Source organism: Sphingobacterium cavernae, assembly GCF_008520265.1.
In the GTDB taxonomy this organism is placed as follows: Bacteria; Bacteroidota; Bacteroidia; order Sphingobacteriales; family Sphingobacteriaceae; genus Sphingobacterium; species Sphingobacterium cavernae.
Window position 1 is genome coordinate 64,323 of sequence record NZ_VIQM01000087.1, and the last position, 20,957, is coordinate 85,279.

Sequence of the window (20,957 nt, forward strand, 5' to 3'; positions counted from 1 at the left end):
ATATAAAAAAAATAAGGGTAAAAATGTCTAAAATATGCATTTATACCCTTAAAATCCTTGTTAGTCCTTTGTAATCGAAGTTAGTAGTTACACCTCATTCTTTTTCATCGTATTGATATATTCCGAAGGAGTCATTTGATATTTAACTTTGAATACTTTCGTAAAATAATTTGGGTTTGCAAAACCTGTTTCGTACGCAATCTCCGAAATCGTTTTATCACTACGTTCCAAGAGACTAGCTGCTTTTTCTAATTTCACCGAACGTATGAAATCCACTGGCGACATACCTGTATACTCCAGTAACTTGTTGTAAAGTGATGCTCGACTTATGAATAGATGTGCACTAAGTGCTTCAACAGAAAGTTGCGGATTATCCATGTTTTCATAAACATAATTCAAGACATTTTTCAAGAACTTATCTTTCTCTGTCACTACCGCTACCTCTGGTACAGCAATAGATACTTGTTTACTATACACATCTTTAAATGCTTGATTGAGAATCAACAAACTATTTACTTTAGCTAATAACACATTAATATCAAAAGGTTTTGTAATATAGTCTACTGCTCCTGATTCCAATCCACACACCAGTCCATTTTCAACTTTTGAGGCTGTCATTAGTACAATCGGAATATGCTTAGTGCGCTTATCTTGCGCCATTTTTTGTGCCAATTCCATACCATTCATTTGTGGCATTTGTACATCACAGATTACAATGTCCGGATGATGGAATAATGCTTTTTGCCATCCTTCCTTGCCATTGACCGCTTCCAGTACCTTATAATTCTCACTCAACACTTCACTGAGATAATCTCTAAAATCATCATCATCTTCTACAATCAATAAGGAAGGTTTACTCCGTGCTTCACTATCTAGATTTTGTTCGATAATTGCTATTTCATCCACCTCTTCCAACATTGGCTCTTCGGCATAATCCAAAATAAGATCAAAATAGAAAATACTTCCCTTCCCTACTTCACTTTCAACCCAAATTTTCCCTTTGTACATTTTAACAAAAGAGTCGGCTATAGAAAGCCCTATGCCCGAACCTTGATTAAGAACTTTACCTGCTGTATCGTGTTGAAAGAAGCTTTCAAAAATAGATTCTCGTGCTTCGGTAGGTATTCCAATACCAGTATCGCGCACTTCAAACAAGACTTTTACTTTATTATTGTCCTGATATTCTGCTGAAGTAATACTAACCGCTATATCTCCACCTTTTGTGGTGAATTTGAATGCATTAGAAATTAAATTGAAAAGTATACGTTCAATTTTATCTTCATCGAATGATGAATAAAGTTTTTCTTGGCAACTATAGAAAGAATAATCGATACCCTTTTGCAAAGCCATATCATTGAAAGATTGAAATACTTCTTTTACCGCAGCGACTAGATCGCCTTCCCTGTTTTGAAGTTTCAATTCATGCTCTTCCATTTTTCTGAAATCCAACAATTGATTCACTAAATTGAGTAGACGTCGCGCATTACGCTTTACCAAATCCAATTGACTTCGAGCTTGTAAATCTTGCACTTGATTAATCAATGTTTCGATAGGACCGACAATAAGAGATATAGGTGTGCGAAACTCATGACTTAAATTTGTCAAAAACTTAATTTTCATTTGATCAAGTTTGTGCAAAGTTTCCGCTTCGCGTTTTTGCTGTTCAATAAGCTGTTTAGCCTGAATACGTTCTTGTTCTAACGCGAATTTTTGCTTCAAATTTTGAATACCTCGATGACGAATATAGAGTAAGGTCCCAGAAGCAACCAGCAAATAAAATATATAAGCATATATTGTAAGCCAAAATGGTGGATCTACCACAACGTGAATTCGCGTCACATCCTCACTCCATACACCATCATTATTACTAGCACGCACCTCAAAAGTATATTCTCCTGGATCTAAATTTGTATAGTAAGCGCTCAACTCATTACCTACTTTTATCCAATTTTTGTCAAAGCCAACCAAACGATATTCATAGCTATTGTCTTCAGGAACTGTGAAATTCAAAGCAGCGAACGAAATCGAGAAATTCTGTTTGTATTTTAATTTTATGCTTTCAGAAGTCTGTAATGTGGATTGAATAGGCCCATCTTGGGAAGGCAATACAATCTGATTATCAATTTTTAAATCCGTAAGTACGACATGTGCTGGATTAACATTGGTTTTCAAATCTTTTGGGTAGAAGTGGTTAAACCCATTCTGTCCACCGAAAAATATTTCTCCATCTGAAGTTTTAAGCCCTGCCCCCAACATAAAAGATCCCTGTTGTAGCCCAGCAGATTGTGTATAATTCTTGAAAGATTTATTATTTGGATCGTAGCAGCTCAAACCTCTATTGGTACTAAACCATATTTTACCGTTGTCATCTTCTACAATACTTTGAATTACGCCATTTATCAATCCTTCATTCTCAGAAATTGTTTCGAATTTTTTAGATCCCTTACGTAAAACGCCAATTCCATTACCGTTCGTTCCTACCCAAGCAGTACCTCGCTTATCTATATGAATCGCTAATATATAATTACTAGGCAATCCACTATTCTCTCTATCGTAAAAAGTTGTCTTTCTTGTTTTTGGATTATAAACAGAAAGACCTGATCCAAATGAGCCAACCCACATATTGTGTTCCGAATCTTCCTTAAAAGCTCGAATAAAGTTATTAGGTGGTTCTATATCAATATTTTCATTTCTATTTTGTCCAAGATATTTGCTGACTGTCCCGTCTTTAGTATTAAGGATATTTATTCCGCCACCATTCGTACCAATCCACAAATCACCCTTATAATCTCGGGTTAGACAAAAAACTTCACTGTTATTCAACTGATTAGAACCATTACCTGCTTGAATCTTTTTAGAAGATTTAGAATTCAAGTCATATTGAATAATACCTTGCTGGTAAGTACCTATCCACACTTCGTTGCCTGATCCTTCGAGTGCTAATACAGTGTAGTCTTTGATATTTTCTGTAAGATTTAATGGCGTCAATTTATCTAATTCGCGGTCGTACATGTATACTCCTCCTCCATCAACTCCTAGTAAGACATTCTTATTGTATTCCAGAAAAGAAGTAATCATGTTGGTACTTTCACCTCTACGTTCCAACAGATTAATTCCTTTGAGACCAAATTGACTTAGATTCGTATCGTATTTATTCAATCCACCTTGATATGTTCCTACCCAATAAATACCAAATTGATCTGCATAAATACTTCTTATGGATTTATGGCTTAAACTGTGAATATTGGATATATCCGGTCTAAAACGTTGAATAGAAAAATTGCTGGTATTCAAGATATCCAGTCCATTATCCGTACCTACCCATACCCCACCTTTTCGGTCTTTACCAAGCGCATACACTTTATTACTACTCAATCGACTATCAGCTACAGAATCAAATGCTTTAAATGATGAGCCTTTATAATCTAAAAAATAAAGACCGTGCGACGATCCAGCCCAAATTCTTTTGTTTTCATCTTCCGTTATAGAACTTATTTCTATCGTGCTGTTCGTTTTAGAAGGAATTTTGTACGCTGCAATTTCGTTGAAGTCTTTGGATATTTTATATACCGTCCCAATAGAAGATATCCACATCTGTCCTTCTTTGTCTTTGAATATATAGCGAGTAAATCTTTCCAGAAAAAAGCTTATGACTTTGTTGTAGGATGCATCAGGCATTCTGTGAATATCTTTTGCGTTGATTATAGTGATATTCCCATAAGAACTTACCCAAATATTTCCCTTGTGGTCTTTTTTTAATGAAGTAATTGCAGAGCTCAACCAACGTTCATCTGGAGTTTTTTCGTAGGCAAATATTTTGTCCAACTTACGGTCATAGTAACTTAGACCTCCACCAGTAGTTCCTATCCAAATTCGACCTTGGTGATCCTCACATAGTGCTGTGATATGATTTGATTTGAGCCCCAAATGGTTAGCATCATAACGATATACTTTGTAGGTTTTACCGTCATATCTATTCAAACCATCCTCCGTGCCTAACCATAGAAATCCATAAGAATCCCGATAGATACTGTAAATGGTATTAGAGGACAACCCATCTTTAGAATAATATCGTTGAAATGATACTGGCAATTCTTGTCCAACAAGATTAATTGTAGAGAATACAGCAACCAAAAAAAATATATAGGCTTTCATGTAATGTTTTATAATAGGTATCGCTAGAAATAGTAAATAGCAGTAGTATAAAATACTTATGTTCTAATATATTTAAAATAATACTTTTAATGAACTATAATCAAAAAATATACTTTCTGAAACCCTATATTAAACATTCTTTGCATTCATTTTGACATTCCTACTATCACAAATCTGTTACAGCCTGTAGCTTTGAGACTATCAATTATAAACCAAAAACAAACTAAACTAGTATTCATTAATTAAAGAGTTGTAAGCGCTAACGCTATTAACTTTTTATTGCCTTTACCTTAAACCGAATTATGACAAAAAATTATGACCAAATGCAAGACAGTACTTAAGCAATCACCAACCTATGTAATCTGTTTGTACGACTGAAAGTTTACAAACAACAACCATGGTAATCCCAAATTATCATAATCTATAATTATTAACCAATTAATATAAACATACAATGCTATGATGATAAAATTTATCACACTAGATAGGCATTTGAAAAAATTAGAGGGATTGTCAGTATCCTGCGTGTTTTTTCTGCTTTTCGCATTCTATAATGTTTCTGAAGTACAAGCACAATCAAGTCGAAATGTGCAAGGAATTGTAAAAACTGAAAGCAATGAGCCTGTTGAGGGAGCTTCCATTAGAGTGAAAAGCGTCAACTTTACAACAACTTCAAATAGTGAAGGAAAATTTACGATCAATCTGCCTCAAGGTCGAAATACCTTATTGATATCAATGGTAGGTTTTAATCAACTTGAATATGTAATTGAAAATCCAAATTCTATCGAAATCTTTTTAAAAGAATCTTCAATTGATATCGAAGAGACAGTTGTCGTGGGCTATGGTAAGCAAAGGAAAGAAAGTGTTGTAGGAGCAATAACACAAACTACAGGTGAGGTATTAGAACGCACAGGAGGTGTTACCAACTTAGGTATGGCTCTAACAGGAAATTTACCAGGATTAGTAACCACCAGCTCAACAGGTATGCCTGGAGGTGAAGACCCACAAATCCTTATACGTGCGCAAACATCTTGGAACAACAGCTCTCCCCTTATATTAGTAGATGGGATCGAACGTCCAATTGGATCTATTGATATCGGGTCTGTAGAAAGCATTTCAGTATTGAAAGATGCGTCTGCTACTGCTGTATTTGGTGTCAAAGGTGCAAATGGGGTTATATTAATCAAAACAAAAGAAGGTTCTTTGGGCAAAGCAACAATACGCGGACGAGTTAATTCAACAGCGAAAGTTCCTTCCAAATTGCCAAGCAAATATGATTCGTACGATGGTCTTTCACTTAGAAATAGAGTCGTAGAAAATGAATTGATGGTATTACCAACTACTTGGGCACACATTAGACCCGAAGAAATACTATTGAAATATCGCTTCCCTGCTAATGATGAAGAATGGGACAGATACCCTAATACAGACTGGGAAAAAGAGCTATTTCGCGATTACGCAACTGCATATGGCGCAAATGTGAATGTACAGGGTGGTAGTGAAATTGTAAAATATTTCGCATCTGTAGATTACGTAGGCGAAGGTGACTTATTCAAGACATTTGAAAATAACCGGGGTTACAAATCTAATTTTAGATACGATAGATTGAATGTACGTAGTAATCTAGATTTCACATTATCCAGTACGACAAAACTTTCAACCAAATTATTTGGTTCAAACGGTGTAAGACAATATCCATTTGGTGTAGGTGGAAACGATGGTCGCTTTTGGACTTCCGTTTACCGTACCGCACCAGATGCCATGCGTCCAATCTATTCTGACGGCACCTGGGGATATTATCCACAGCGAGATTACGATGTACCAAACTCTATGTACATTTTGGCGTTCTCGGGAGCAGAAAAAAGTACACAAACTCAATTAACCACAGATTTTACATTAAATCAAGATTTGAAGGCTATCCTTCCTGGCTTGACATTGCGTGCAAATTATTCCATTGATAATTCTTTCAGAGAGAATGGTCGTGGAGTGTCTGATCCGAATCAACCCGTTAAAAAATGGATTGACCCAGATTCAGGTAACATGATTTTTGATCCTATTGACTTGTCTACCAATATGGATCAGATGGATATGATCCGTTGGAGTAATCAAAGTGGTTCAGTGGATAAAGGCGCTACCTACCGTCGTGTCAATTATTCTGGACAAATCAATTATGCAACGAGCATTGGTAAGCATGATATCAGCGCGACTGGCGTTTTTCTTCGTGAAAAATTTGCTCGCGGAAGTGAATTTGCTCGTTATCGTGAAGACTGGGTATTTCGTACGGTATACGATTATGACAGAAGATACCTATTCGAAGCGAATGGTGCATACAACGGTTCAGAAAAATTCGGTCCGGATAATAGATTTGACTTCTTCCCTTCATTAGCTGCTGGATGGATTATTTCTAACGAGAAATTTATGGAAAATGTAAAATTCGTAAGAAATTTAAAAGTACGTGCTTCTTGGGGTAAAATTGGTGACGACAGTGGTGGCGGACGTTGGTTATATAATGATCAATGGTCTTTTGGTGGAAATACACAAATGGGTAGTCCACTACAAAATACACCATATACTTTCTATAGAATTAGTACATTAGGAAACCCTTATATCGCTTGGGAGAAAGTTGAAAAACAGAATATTGGTATTGAGTACTCCTTATTCAATGGACTCGTATCGGGTGACATTGACTTCTTCAAAGATCTGAGAACAGACATTCTAATTTCAGGCGGATCACGTGCAGTTCCATCCTACTTTGGTCAATCAGCTCCTATTGCCAATCTTGGCAGTGTAGAAGGTAAAGGATATGAATTTACATTGAACCTAAGTCATCGCTTATCTTCAGATTTGAGATTATGGGCGAATACCAGTATGACTTATGCTAAAAACACGATTTTATTTAGAGATGATCCTGCTTTACTTCCAGATTATCAAAAACAACAAGGTACTCAATTAGGTCAATATAGAGCATTTCTAGACCACGGCTTCTTACAAACATGGGATGACATTTACGGAAGTACTGTACGTACATCAAATGATAACATGAAGCTTGCTGGAGATTATAACATTATAGATTTCAACGCAGATGGTGTGATTGATCGTTTTGACTCTACGCCTTATGAATATTCTGGCTCACCTAGAAATACATACAACGCTACTATTGGAGCAGAGTGGAAAAACTTATCCTTCTTCTTACAGTTTTATGGCGTAAATAATGTAACCAGAGAAGTAACATTCCCAACATTCAACACGTATTCAGGATCAAATGTAGCCTATGTGGAGGGCACATATTGGACGAAAGAAAACGGCGGTGGTGAAGTTCCCCTTCCAAGATATTCGTCAGCTAATCCTTTTGGCGGTGAGGGTACGCGATACCTATATGATGGTTCTTATGTACGTCTGAAAAATGCGGAATTAGCTTACACATTAAAGGGTCAAGTCATCAAAAAATTAGGTTTAAGTTCTTGCCGTATTTACCTGAATGGCAACAACTTATTATTATGGACCAAAATGCCTGATGATAGAGAATCAAACTTTGCAGCTGGTTCTTCGGGCGGAGCTTATCCTACCGTAAGACGCTATAATATGGGTCTGGATATTACCTTTTAAAACATGTTAATTATGAAGAATAATATAAAAAAGTTAGTGTTTCCATTGCTTATTGTTTCGATGATATTGGGAATTACTTCCTGTAAAAAATATTTAGATAAATCCCCTTTGGCTGATATTGACGAAACTCAAGCGTTTGAAAGTTTTAGAAATTATCAGGGCTTTGTGGAGGAGCTTTACAACTGTGTGCCTTTAATAACTGCGATTGGTTCACACAACAATTGGAACTTTGGCGAAGATGAGCTATGGGAAATGGGCGACAATCGTTTATTTGCCTATAATGTTGATCATGGCGATTATTGGGCTTGGAACAATGCCATATTTGGTTCATGGTTCAAAACTGGTGGAAATCCGACAAGTAATAACAGAGGTGACAAAGGTAACCTGTGGGGATTATCTTGGTATGGAATTCGTAAAGCAAATATTGGTTTGGCGAACTTAGACCTATTAATCGAAGCTACACCTGAGGAAAGAAAGCTGATTGAAGGTCAACTATATTTTTTCAGAGGATGGTTTCATTTTATGTTAATGCAATATTGGGGTGGATTACCGTATATCGATGTGGCTTTATCACCGGCTGAACCACCACGAGTTCCGAGATTGAATTACCAAGAAACTGCTGAAAAAGTAGCAGCTGATTTACGCAAAGCAGCAGACTTGTTACCAGTTGACTGGGATCAGACGGCTGCAGGATCGGTTACGAAAGGGAATAATGACCGTAGAGCCAACAAAATTATGGCATTAACTTTCTTGGGTAAGAACCTCCTATATGCTGGTAGTCCTTTGATGAATGAGGAATCAACAGGAAGTCGCACATACAACGCTGATTTTTGTAAAAGAGCAGCAGAAGCTTTTGGTGAAGCATTGCAAATATGCGAATCCACAAATGTTTATCAATTAATCCCATTCGAACATTACTCAAAAATTTTCTATACGTTCGGGCAAAATGGAGCAATCCCAGGCGCTATAAGTGTACAAGAAGGCAGCACTGAAAGAAGGTACAGAGAAGCTATCATGCTAGAAAATCATGCCGAGTCCAATGGACGTTTCAGATGGAATCAAGCAACCGATTACAGACCGTATGCTATCATCGCAAGAGGTATTAAAGCCTATCCTACTGCTAACTATGTAGACAACTATGGTATGGCTAATGGTCTTCCGATAAATATGGAAAATCCTTCGCAACCTGATGCAGAATCTGGATACGATCCTAATTTTCCTTGGAAGGGAAGAGATCCTAGGTTTTACCATGACATCATGATAGATGGCGAGAAGGTAGTAAATAATGGAAGTTACGTACAAAATGACCATAGAAAACAATATGCAAGTCTTCATTCAGGTGGATTTTTCCGTACGGATAACTCCCATAGAGCACCTATTACAGGATATATGTTGGCAAAATATATATCACGTCTATCAAATGATTGGGAAGGATACATGGAAAACAATGTGATGTATCTAAGCTTGATGCGTCTGTCTGATGTGTATTTAATGTATGCTGAAGCTGCCTCTGAAGGATATAATTCACCAACAGGTAAATCCACCAACTATAATAAAACTGCAGTAGATGCAGTAAATTTTGTACGCGATAGACCAGGATTAAATGTAGGACATGTCGCTCCTAAATTCCGTTCTTCACAAGATGAATTCCGTTCGGAATACAGAAGAGAAAGAGCAGTAGAATTAGCTTTTGAAGGTCATCGATTTAATGATTTAAGACGCTGGTTATTATTATCAGAGAAACCTTATGTCTACAAAAAAGGAATTGAGTTTGATCGAGGTATGCCAAATGATCAGGTTTATGCAGATCCTAGAAACGCTAGGGTACTGAACTATAGACAATTCACAATCTTCGAAAGGAAATATGAAAAAAGACATTATTGGTTTCCATTCATAGTATCTGACGTAAATATTTACGAAGGTTTTTCACAGAATCCTGGTTGGTAAAATTTAAACTGTTGATAAAATGATTAAAAATAACATAAAAGTTTATTGGATTCTTGCGGCATTAGCTTTTAAAGTCTCTACTTCCAATGGACAAAACAATCAATTAAACATAGCACAAGAATCTAATGATAGTCTTGTAAATGTTGCCTTTGGAAGCATCAATAAAAAAGATATACTAGGTGCTGTATCATCTATTAATGTGAGCGAAATCCTTGAAAAAAGCTTCGGAACATATAGTCTTGATAATTTACAAAGTTTCATAAGCGGCTATTCGGGGAATATATGGGGACAAGCTCCACTAATCCTTGTAGATGGTACAGAACGCAGAGCTTCCGATGTTAAATTAAATGAAATTCAATCTATCTCAATATTAAAAGATGCAGGTAGTATCGCATTATATGGCTCTGCTGGATCTAGAGGTGTAGTATTGATCACAACAAAAAGAGGAAAGAAAAAACCTCTAGGTGTTGATTTTAGATTAAACACTGGGGTATTTGTTCCTAAATCCTATCCAACATACCTGAATGCTACAGAATATATGGGCTTATATAACGAGGCGCTACGTAATGATGATCTTCAAGAACGGTACACCGAAGAAGAAATATACAATACAGCACTAGGGACAAATCCATATCGCTATCCAGATGTAAACTATTATTCAAGTGATTTCTTAAGAAAATTTAGCTACAAATCTGATCTTACGACGGAAATAAGTGGTGGTACTGATCGTACAAAATACTACACAAATGTTGGATTAGCTTACAACAACAACATTTTAAAATATGGTGTAGCGGACAAGAACAATGATTTCTCGCTTAATGTACGTTCAAATGTGGATATGAAACTTACTGACTGGTTAAGTGCATCGACAGACGCAGTAGCAATCATGACGGATCAATATTACGCGAGAGGTGATTTTTGGGGAATGGCAAGTAGTTTCAGACCGAATAATGATTGGTTCCATCATTATGTTCCTATTGATATGTTGGATCCAGATAACGAAGATTTACAAATCATTGTAAAAAACTCCAACAATATTATTGATGGAAAATATCTGTTAGGTGGTCTTTCAACTATTCAAACAAACCAATTGTCGCAAATGATGGCTTCTGGCTACATCAAAAATAAACATAGAACATTCATGTTTAATGTAGGCGCACAAGCTGATCTTAGTGGTATTACTCCAGGATTATCTTTTAAGACCCAGTTTAGTATGGATTACACGACTCGCTATACAGAAGGATATTCTGTACCATACGCTACATACCAACCAGAATGGGTAAATATTGATGGAAAAGATATCATTAAAAGTTTGCAAAAATTTGGTAATGATGGTAATAGTACAAATGAATTCATAGGTACTTCATTGTATGACCAAACTTTAACGTCAATCTCTCAATTAGATTATCAACGTACATTCAATCAACATCATAATGTAAGTGCTAAGCTTGTAGGTTTTGGATATATTTCTCAGTATTCAAGTGATCCGGATACTGATGGAGGAAGTGAATATCATCCATTTAGAAATACCAATCTTGGAATTCATGCGGGATATAATTTCAAGCAAAAATACTATGTGAATTTCAACGGCAATGTGGTGCATTCATCTAAGTTACCAGAAAACAATAGAAGAGGCTTCTCTCCTACAGGTACTTTAGGTTGGAGATTGAGCGAGGAAAATTTTATCAAGGATAATCTAACGTTTATCGATGACCTAAAGTTAACCGGAACATATGCATCCCTAAAGCAAGATCTTGATATTAATGCGCATTACTTATATGCAGGAAATTTTGGTAACCAAGAAGGACTTGGTGGTTGGTTTACTTGGAGAGACGGAGCTAGTGGTGGTTATACCACAATGTCTGGAAGAGGTGCGAATCCCAATTTAACATTTGTGAATCGTAACGAAGTGAGAGTCGGATTTGAGTCGTCTCTTTTTGGGAATAAACTTCATCTGAATGCCAATTATTTTAAACAAAATATCAAAGGCTTACTTTCTAGAGGTTCAACAATATTTCCATCCTATTTCACGGGGCAAGGGGATTTCCTTCCGAACTTCAATTTTGGTGAAGAGATGCGTACAGGCGTAGATTTCTCATTAAATCTGAATAATAAAATTAATAATTTCTATTATAATGTTGGTATTGTAGGAATGATTTATGACTCTGAAGTAATCAAAAGAGAAGAAAACTACGAATACGCTTACCAAAATCGTGTAGGTAGGCCTTTGGATGCATATTTTGGCTACAAAGCAGAAGGCTTATTCCAAAGTCAAGAGGAAATTGATAACCATGCAAGACAGACAATTGGTGGAACATTGAAACCAGGAGACATTAAGTATACGGATGTTAATCAAGATGGACTCATAGATGGTCGTGATCAAGTTGAATTAGGTCGCAATGGCTGGGCTGCTAATCCAATAACTTATGGTGTTAATTTAACCTTGAAATATAAAAACTTGACATTCTTTGCAATGGGATCGGGTATTCATGGAGCTATTGGTTTCAAAAATAACTCTTATTACTGGGTTCGTGGCTTGAATAAATACTCGGATGTCGTATTAGACAGGTGGACTGAAAGCACTGCGCAAACAGCTACTTACCCACGACTTACTAGTACAAGTAGTGCTAACAATTTCCAAAATTCAACGTTCTGGCAATACAACAACAACCGTTTTAATTTGACTCGCGTGCAGTTCACTTATGACCTTCGCGAACAAATTTTCAAAAACTCATCATTAATCAAAAAAATGGGAGTTTATGTAAATGGGGATAATCTATTAGTTATATCCAAAGAGCGCAAAATGATGGAAACAAACTTCGGTTCAGCACCTCAAAATCGCTTTTATAATTTGGGTTTTACAGCATCATTTTAGGGATTATTTAAATAAAGAAATATGAAAATCAAAATATTTATATTAGGATTAATTGCCATCTCTTTTATCAGCTGTAAGAAATGGTTTGAACCCGATCCTGAAAATTTAAAATCTGAGGATCAAATGTATGATGACTCAAGGTTTGCGCAAGGGTTCTTAAATACAACCTACAGAACTATTCCTGGATATTACAACAATAGTGATGTAGCTACCGATGACGCAGTAACTAATGTTCGTACTAACGATTATTTACAAATCGCTACAGGATCGTGGACAGCAAGTTATAACCCATTAAACTTTTGGAATACAGGTTATGGTTCATTACTTTATCTCAACCTATTTTTAGCTAATTCTGAGAAAGTACATTGGGCAAATGACCCAGAAGTAGCTAGACTGTTCAACATGCGCCTAAGAGGCGAAGCATTTGGTTTACGTGCGTTGTATTTATACTATTTATTGCGCAACCACGCAGGTATCGCTGCAAATGGTGAATTATTAGGTGTACCACTTATCTTGGAATACCAAACGTCTACAAGCGAATTTAATTTACCAAGAGCAAGTTTCAAAGATTGTATTGAACAAATAATGACAGATTTAGATAGTGCGGAGTACTATTTACCTATGGAATACAATGATATCAGTAATGAAAGTCAGATTCCAGAAAAGTTTAGAAGTGTAACCACAAATGTAGGAACATATACCAGAGTAATGGGCACACACAGTCGCCAATTGTTCAATGCTTTGATCGCGAAATCTATGCGTGCAAGAACAGCATTATTAGCTGCTAGTCCAGCATTCCAACATGCTTCAAATACTTATTCTTGGGAAAATGCAGCAAATGTAGCCGCGGAAATAATAAGCTACAAAGGTGGTGCAAATGCTCTTCCTGCCAATGGTCATACATTCTACAACAATCAAGGTGAAATTGATGGACTTTCTCAAGGTTCGAACCCTCCTGAAATAATTTGGAGGGAAAACATTCAAACAAATAACGGAGATCAAGAAGCACAAAACTTCCCTCCTAGTTTGTATGGAAATGGTTTAGTGAATCCAACACAAAACCTCGTAGATGCATTTCCAATGGCCAACGGATACCCTATTAGCCATGCAAATAGTGGATATAGTGCCACAAATCCTTACGCAGGACGCGATCCTCGTCTGACACATTACATTATCTACAATGGCGCTACCGCAGGAACAAATAATTCAGTAATAAGCACTACAAGTCAATCCTTAACAGTTGATAAAATCAATAGTGTAGCCACATCTACGCGTACAGGTTATTACATGAAGAAAAGGTTGAGAATGGATGTCAATAGACACCCACAAAATACCAGTAACAAAAACAAGTATACACCAAGAATCAGGTATACTGAGATGTACTTGACTTATGCGGAAGCAGCTAATGAAGCTTGGGGACCTACCGGAACAGGCAATCACGCATTCTCAGCATATGATGTGATAAAAGCAATCCGTAGAAGAGCGGGTATCGGTACGACAAACAACGATGCATACCTAGAAGAATGCAAGGCAGATAAAGACAAAATGAGACAGTTAATCCGCAATGAACGCAGACTGGAATTAAGTTTTGAAAGTTTTCGCTTTTGGGATCTCAGAAGATGGAAAGAAGATTTAAATACTACGGCATATGGAATTGATATAGTAGGTGGAAATTATAGCCCATTAAGTGTTGAAACACGCACGTATCAAGACTATATGATTTATGGACCAATTCCACAGACAGAAACAATTAAATATAATAACCTGTATCAAAACAATGGTTGGGAATAATATTTTTTGGTTACTTATTCAATCTAATAATATGAAAAACAATAATAAAACGATAACCAACCTTATGCTTATTTTTCTATTAAGTATAGTATACGGTTGTAAAAATACGGAGATCGTACATCCAGATTTTGATTATCAGGCTGTGTATTTTGCCAATCAATACCCTATTAGAACAATAGTACTTGGCGAAGATTTGAATTTTGATAATACATTAGACAACGAGCATAAAGTAGAGATTAAAGCAACGTTGGGCGGTACGCGATACAATCAACATGATGTAGCCATTGATTACACGGTAGATAATAGCTTATTGACTAATATGCGTTTTGGTGCTGGCGCAGCACCTATATTACCGCTCCCTTCAAACTATTTTTCTATCAATTCTAATCAAATCGTTATTAAAAAAGGTGAGATATTGGGTGGCGTCGTAGTTGAGCTCACGGATGCATTTTTTGCAGATCCTTTAGCTATTTCAAACAATTATGTATTGCCACTTAGGATGACTAATGTACGAAATGCGGATACAATATTAGCGGATAAGAATTTTGTGTTCTACGCTTTAAAATTCATCAATCCATGGCATGGAAATTATCTAAGAAGAGGTAGTGATCAGATGACTGGTAGCGTAGCTAGAAATGTAGTACGTCACAAACAGTACGTAGAAAATGATGAAGTAAATAATTTAAAGTCCAAGAGCTTAAATCAAATTGAGTTCCCTGCTCAATTCAGGGATGCTGATAATGGTAACATCTTCACATGTACTTTATTACTCACATTTAATCAAAATGGTGAATGTACCATTACGACAAATTCAAATGGCTATACGGCTTCTGGAACAGGACGCTATGTTACTAATGGAGAAAAAAACAGTTGGGGAAATAGAGATAGAAGTGTGCTGTATCTGAACTATGAAGTAAATTATTCCAATGTCACTGTAGGAAGCGGTACTAATGCAAGACAAATCACTGGAAAAATTGTTACACAAGACACTCTAGTTGCTCGTGATCGTGGAGTATCTCCTGAGTATTTCACACCAGTTCAGAATTAATTAAATTATTGAAATCTATGAGAACAATTAAGAAAATTACATTGCTGCTATTTACTACTACACTGTTTAGCGCATGTACTAAATTCGAAAATAGAGAAACTTTTGTGGACAAACCCCAAAGTATAATCGATCAAGAAATTAGAGATGGATATGATATATTAAAAACTTATGTAGACAAAAGTGGTCAATCCAATTTTAAAATTGGTGCTGAAGTGAGTTTAGGCGACTTGAGTACCAATAGTCTACTCTACAGATTATTAACCCAACATTTTGATGAGTTAAATATTACTTCGGGAGCATTCAATCACAATACTATTGTGCAAGCTGACGGGTCAATATTAACTGATAATATTATCACAGCACTTAACACGGTCGGAAATACTGACAATCCTCCTAACATTCATGGCGGACATCTGGTATGGCATCAAAATCAACAGGCTACATATCTATATCGCCTGATAGCAAATGTTATTCTGCCGGGCGTTTCAGGAATTGACAATGTTGTTGATTTTGAAGGTGATGAAGTGGGAAAATCCTATCCGACTACGTCTACCAATGCCACTGCTAAAGTTACCCTAGACCCTGTAGCTACCGGCAATAGTGGTAAAGTATTGCAAATTTTGCAGAATCCATCAACCGCATTTCCACAATTCAAAATTACTTTACCCGAAGGTAGAAAATTAGCATACTACAAAAATGTGACGGTAGATTTCAGAGGCGATGGATGTTGTGGATTCTATGGTGCAGGTATGCGTATGGCTATTACTTCGGAATATGGTAATCCAGAATTGATAGGATATGGAGGTCCATCCAGTTTTGGCGTTCCGATTAATGCTTGGGGAAGAGGAATGATCGTACTTCCAATTGCAAATCTCAATCTTACAGCTGCTCAAAAAGAGTTAAATACTTTTGTATTGACTATTGGTTCACAAACAGGTGCGCCGAATTATTTAATAGACAACATCAAAATGAATTGGGAAATCCCAGGTCAAACAATAGTAAAAACACCGGAAGAGAAAAGAGAAATCATCACAGCCGAATTAGATAAGTTCATCAAAGCAATGGGCGAAGCTGGAAAAGACAAGATCAAATCTTGGAGTGTTGTTCACCAACCTATTGATAATGAAAACCCAAGTAATTTAAGAGGAAATGCATCTGGATCTACATTACCTGCAAATACATTTTATTGGCAAGATTATCTCGGTAAAGATTACGCTGCTGTAGCAATAAATTTGATAAAACAGTATGCAAATAGCACTGATAAAATTTACATCACAGAAACAGATCTGGATCAAATACCAGAAAAAATAGAAGGACTAAAAGATTTGATCACTTACACAGAACAAAAAGGTGCAAAAGTTGATGGTATTGCTACTGAATTTGCATTGAATTTAGATGCTGATAAAGCTAAAATAGAAAATGTCCTACAGAAATTAGCGGCTACTGGAAAATTAGTAAAGATATCAGCCCTCGATATTGGTATTGGCGGTCCTATTTCTAATGCTACACCATCCTTATATTTAGAGCAATCAAAGATGTACAATTGGTTTATTAAAGCTTACAATAGTAAAATTCCTGCAGCACTGCGCGCTGGAATAACCTTCAGAAGCCCAATTGATCAAACTGCAACCTCATCATGGCGTCCAAATGAGCCTGTTGGAATCTTTACCAACAAATCTGGATACCAACGCAAACCTGCTTATGTAGGCATCATTGAAGCATTTCAAGGTAAATGATAAATATTGATTAATCCTAAATTATCAAAGGGAGGTATGAATTAAGTTCATCCTCCCTTTTTCTTTACAAACGAATACAAAGCAACAACTTATTATCAAGTCATTGCGACATAAATTCATTCTATATTCAATTTAAGCTTTACCACATTTCACCCACTATGAAATCTTTTATATAAATAAAATTGAAAGAAAAAACTCTAAAAAAAGTAATCTATTACCAGGATAAAATATATAAATCATACCATAAAAAGACCTTCCTTTACAATAAAGCTGGATTTTAAAATAGATCGTTTAAAATAAAGAATAAGCAATTTAGACATTCTTATCATTCATTTTGACATTCTTGCTACTTATAAAATGCAACATCATGTAGCTTTGATACTACAATTATAAACACATAATACCAAAATTAACATTTGAATTTTATTGCAACTGAGTACAGGTATATCATGCTTTCTCAGCTATGTAATATATAACCATTGTAAAACATCATTTATGAAAACACACACACATCCTATTAAGCAAAAATCAAGTATTAATACTAGTATACATTTTATTTATAAAGCATAAGTTTTATAAATAAGCTACCTAAGAATTATAACCAATTAATTTTAAACTTAAGAAATGCTATGATGCTAAAATCTACCATCACACTCATTAGGCATTGGAAGAATCTTTGGGGAATTATTTTATCCTTTGCATTTTTCCTATTCCTAACTCTTAGTCTACCAACAACGAGTATGGCACAGACGACAAAAAGAGTGCAAGGGATAGTCCAAGACCAAAACAGTGAACCTGTAAGTGGGGCTTCTGTAACTGTAAAAGGCACAAGCACCCAGGTATCCACTGACCTAGAAGGTAAATTCTCTATTCAAGTGCCTCAAAACAATAATACACTAGTTGTTAGAAAAGTAGGGCATGAAACAGTTGAAGTGAATGTGCAAAACCAAACTCAGATAGAGATTATTCTAAATTCTACTGAAATTGAAATTGAAGAAACAATTGTTGTAGGATACGGTACGCAGAAAAAGGAAACTGTTGTCGGAGCTGTAGCACAAACCGCCGGAAAAGTTTTAGAACGTGCGGGAGGTGTATCAAGCGTCGGCGCTGCATTAACTGGAAATGTACCGGGTGTTGTAACTACAGCAAGTACGGGTATGCCTGGTGAAGAAGATCCACGTATTGTAATCCGTGGCCGTAGTACATGGAATAATACCGAACCATTGATAATGGTTGACGGTGTTGAACGTCCTATGAGTAGTGTTGACATCGGATCCATTGAAACCGTATCAGTTCTGAAAGATGCTTCTGCGACTGCTATCTACGGTGTACGTGGTGCAAATGGTGTAATCCTAATTACAACCAAAAGAGGTCGTGAAGGAAGAGCATCAGTGCGCGGAACTGTAAACAATATTGTGAAAACAGTATCCCAATTGCCTGGAAAAATGGATTCCTATGAAGCTATGATGCTTCGTAATCTGGCTATCGAAAATGAATTGGCACTTTCTCCAGAAAGCTGGTCATACTATCAGTCTCAAAATATTATCGACAAATATCGCTATCCAGCAAATCAAGATGAAAGAGAGCGTTATGTGAATGTTGATTGGGCAGATGAGCTATTCAAAGGATATGCACTATCCCAAAACAGTAATGTTAATATAGCCGGTGGAACCTCAAAAGTGAAATATTTTGCGAGTGCGGATTATTTATTCGAGGGAGATATGTTTCGTCATCGAGACAATAGCCGCGGTTACGAATCGGGGTATAATTTCAACAGACTTAACGTAAGATCTAATTTGGATTTTCAATTGACACCTACCACTAAATTCTCTACTAATCTTGCAGGTTCTACAGGTACGCGTAAAAGTCCGCGGATTGGTGTGAATGAATATGATTTTTGGATTGCTGCATATACTCTAGCCCCTGATGTAATCTATCCACGATATTCGGATGGCTCATGGGGTTATTACCCAAATGACTCGCAAGCTGGTATCAATTCGGCAAGGTCATTAGCTTTGGCAGGATACCAATTCATAACGACTAATAGAATAACATCTGATTTTACGCTTGAGCAAAAATTAGACATGTTTGTGAACGGTCTTACAGCAAGAGGAACTTTCTCGCTAGATAATACATTTGTAGAAACAGGAAGAGGTATTAACGATGTATTTAATGACCCTCAAGAAAAATGGATTGATCCTGAAACTGGCTTAGCCAGATACAGATTTAATCAAAATAACAGTGGATTTGATTTCGTAGAGGGAATTGACTGGACTCAACAAGAAGGAAACGTAAACAACGGATCTACCTATCGTAGACTTTTCTATCAATTACAGTTGGATTACAGAACAACGATTGCTGAAAACCACAATCTTACAGCAATGGGCTTATTTAACCGTAACCAATATGCTACTGGAAGTCAACAACCCTATTTCCGTGAAGATTGGGTATTTCGTGCCACTTATAATTTCAAAAACAAGTATATGATCGAATATAATGGTGCATATACGGGTTCAGAAAAATTTGCGCCTGATTATAGATTTGGATTTTTCAATTCTGGAGGTTTAGGTTGGTTAGTTTCAGAGGAAAATTTCCTCAAAGGGAATTCGGTATTGAATATGTTGAAGCTTAGGGCTTCAGTAGGTGATATTGGGGATGACAATGTCGCAGGAAGATGGTTATATCTTACGCAATGGGCTATGGGTGGAAATGCTAAAATGGGGGTAGTAGGTGTGAATCCAGAGACAAGTAGTTACATGTGGTTCAAAGAAAATGTTCTTGGAAATCCAAACGTTCGCTGGGAGAAAGTTAGAAAAACAAACTTTGGAGCTGATTTTGGATTATTTAATAATTTAATAACTGGACAAGTTAACATATTCAAAGACAAAAGAACAGATGTTTTAATCCCTGGTAATAGCCGTGCTATTCCTGATTATTTAGGGGTTGCAGCTCCTGTTGCCAATTTGGGTATTGTAGAAAATCAAGGGTATGAAATAGAGATCAAGGCAAATAAATCTCTGAATCAAGATTGGAGAATTTGGGGGGACATGAATTTTACACATGCTAAGGATAAAGTCATTGAAGGTGATAGTCCTGCCCTCCTGCCCGATTATCAAAAGCTAGAAAACAAGCAAATTAGTCAGACTTATACACATGTAAATGCCGGTCGCTATAATACTTGGGACGAACTATATTCATCTACAGCGCATGATAATAATGATCATAATAAGTTACCAGGAAGTTATCATATAGTGGATTTTAATGGAGATGGAATTATCGATTCAAGAGATAATATTCCATATGCCTACCCTTCTGTCCCTCAGAATACCTATAACCTGACATTAGGATTTGATTATAAAAATTTCAGTCTGATGACACAATGGTATGGTGTTAATAACGTAACAAGACAAGTGGTTTTTGATAGTTTTGGACGCCAACGCAATTTGGCTTATCATGAAGGTACATATTGGTCGAAAGACAATATTGACGCTGATGTGCCTATGCCTAGATGGCTAGCTTTAGCGAGTAGTTACAATAATGCCGACAGATTTATGTACGATGGATCCTATGTTCGACTAAAAACAGCAGAAATATCTTATAACCTGACCACTGAGCATAACTTCATACGCAGAATGGGGTTACAGCATATACGTATCTTTTTAAATGGGCACAACCTATTGTTATGGTCTAAAATGCCAGATGACAGGGAATCTAATTACGCGGGTACAGGTTGGGCGTCGCAAGGAGCTTACCCTACTGTAAAGCGTTTTAATTTAGGTGCTAACATTACATTCTAATT

8 protein-coding genes are annotated in these 20,957 nt (G+C 36.4%); 7 read left to right on the forward strand and 1 reads right to left on the reverse strand.

Annotated elements, in window-relative coordinates; all coding sequences use genetic code 11:
- Positions 1 to 87: 87 nt before the first annotated feature.
- Positions 88 to 4,155 (reverse strand): hybrid sensor histidine kinase/response regulator transcription factor, encoded by a 4,068-nt coding sequence (locus tag FLS47_RS15690; RefSeq protein WP_149915275.1) that lies wholly within the window; start codon positions 4,153 to 4,155, stop codon positions 88 to 90.
- Positions 4,156 to 4,614: 459 nt separating this feature from the next.
- Here FLS47_RS15690 and FLS47_RS15695 point away from each other — a divergent pair, with 459 nt between their 5' ends.
- The 7 genes from FLS47_RS15695 to FLS47_RS15725 all read left to right on the forward strand — a co-directional run bounded on the left by FLS47_RS15695 (position 4,615) and on the right by FLS47_RS15725 (position 20,955).
- Positions 4,615 to 7,761 (forward strand): SusC/RagA family TonB-linked outer membrane protein, encoded by a 3,147-nt coding sequence (locus FLS47_RS15695; RefSeq protein WP_149915276.1) that lies wholly within the window; start codon positions 4,615 to 4,617, stop codon positions 7,759 to 7,761.
- Positions 7,762 to 7,773: 12 nt separating this feature from the next.
- Entirely contained in the window at positions 7,774 to 9,708 is a 1,935-nt protein-coding gene (locus tag FLS47_RS15700) for a RagB/SusD family nutrient uptake outer membrane protein (protein WP_149915277.1), read from the forward strand.
- 19 nt (positions 9,709 to 9,727) lie between these two features.
- Positions 9,728 to 12,583 (forward strand): SusC/RagA family TonB-linked outer membrane protein, encoded by a 2,856-nt coding sequence (locus FLS47_RS15705; protein ID WP_149915278.1) that lies wholly within the window; start codon positions 9,728 to 9,730, stop codon positions 12,581 to 12,583.
- Between the two features lie 21 nt (positions 12,584 to 12,604).
- Entirely contained in the window at positions 12,605 to 14,374 is a 1,770-nt protein-coding gene (locus tag FLS47_RS15710) for a RagB/SusD family nutrient uptake outer membrane protein (protein WP_149915279.1), read from the forward strand.
- Between the two features lie 31 nt (positions 14,375 to 14,405).
- The gene (locus FLS47_RS15715) at positions 14,406 to 15,422 is read left to right on the forward strand and encodes a DUF5627 domain-containing protein (RefSeq protein WP_188347456.1); all 1,017 of its coding nucleotides are present in this window, start codon (positions 14,406 to 14,408) and stop codon (positions 15,420 to 15,422) included.
- Between the two features lie 17 nt (positions 15,423 to 15,439).
- Positions 15,440 to 17,158: an endo-1,4-beta-xylanase gene (locus tag FLS47_RS15720; protein WP_149915280.1), complete on the forward strand. Its 1,719-nt coding sequence runs from the start codon at positions 15,440 to 15,442 to the stop codon at positions 17,156 to 17,158.
- A 740-nt stretch (positions 17,159 to 17,898) separates the two neighbouring features.
- Positions 17,899 to 20,955 carry a SusC/RagA family TonB-linked outer membrane protein gene (locus FLS47_RS15725; protein WP_149915281.1) on the forward strand — a complete coding sequence of 1,019 codons (3,057 nt, stop codon included), beginning with the start codon at positions 17,899 to 17,901 and terminating at the stop codon, positions 20,953 to 20,955.
- The last annotated feature ends 2 nt before the right edge of the window (positions 20,956 to 20,957 follow it).

Coding starts and splice junctions, on each gene's coding strand:
- FLS47_RS15690 (WP_149915275.1), bottom strand. CDS start 4,155: ATGAAAGCCTATATATTTTTTTTGGTTGCTGTATTCTCTACAATTAAT.
- FLS47_RS15695 (WP_149915276.1), top strand. CDS start 4,615: ATGATGATAAAATTTATCACACTAGATAGGCATTTGAAAAAATTAGAG.
- FLS47_RS15700 (WP_149915277.1), top strand. CDS start 7,774: ATGAAGAATAATATAAAAAAGTTAGTGTTTCCATTGCTTATTGTTTCG.
- FLS47_RS15705 (WP_149915278.1), top strand. CDS start 9,728: ATGATTAAAAATAACATAAAAGTTTATTGGATTCTTGCGGCATTAGCT.
- FLS47_RS15710 (WP_149915279.1), top strand. CDS start 12,605: ATGAAAATCAAAATATTTATATTAGGATTAATTGCCATCTCTTTTATC.
- FLS47_RS15715 (WP_188347456.1), top strand. CDS start 14,406: ATGAAAAACAATAATAAAACGATAACCAACCTTATGCTTATTTTTCTA.
- FLS47_RS15720 (WP_149915280.1), top strand. CDS start 15,440: ATGAGAACAATTAAGAAAATTACATTGCTGCTATTTACTACTACACTG.
- FLS47_RS15725 (WP_149915281.1), top strand. CDS start 17,899: ATGGCACAGACGACAAAAAGAGTGCAAGGGATAGTCCAAGACCAAAAC.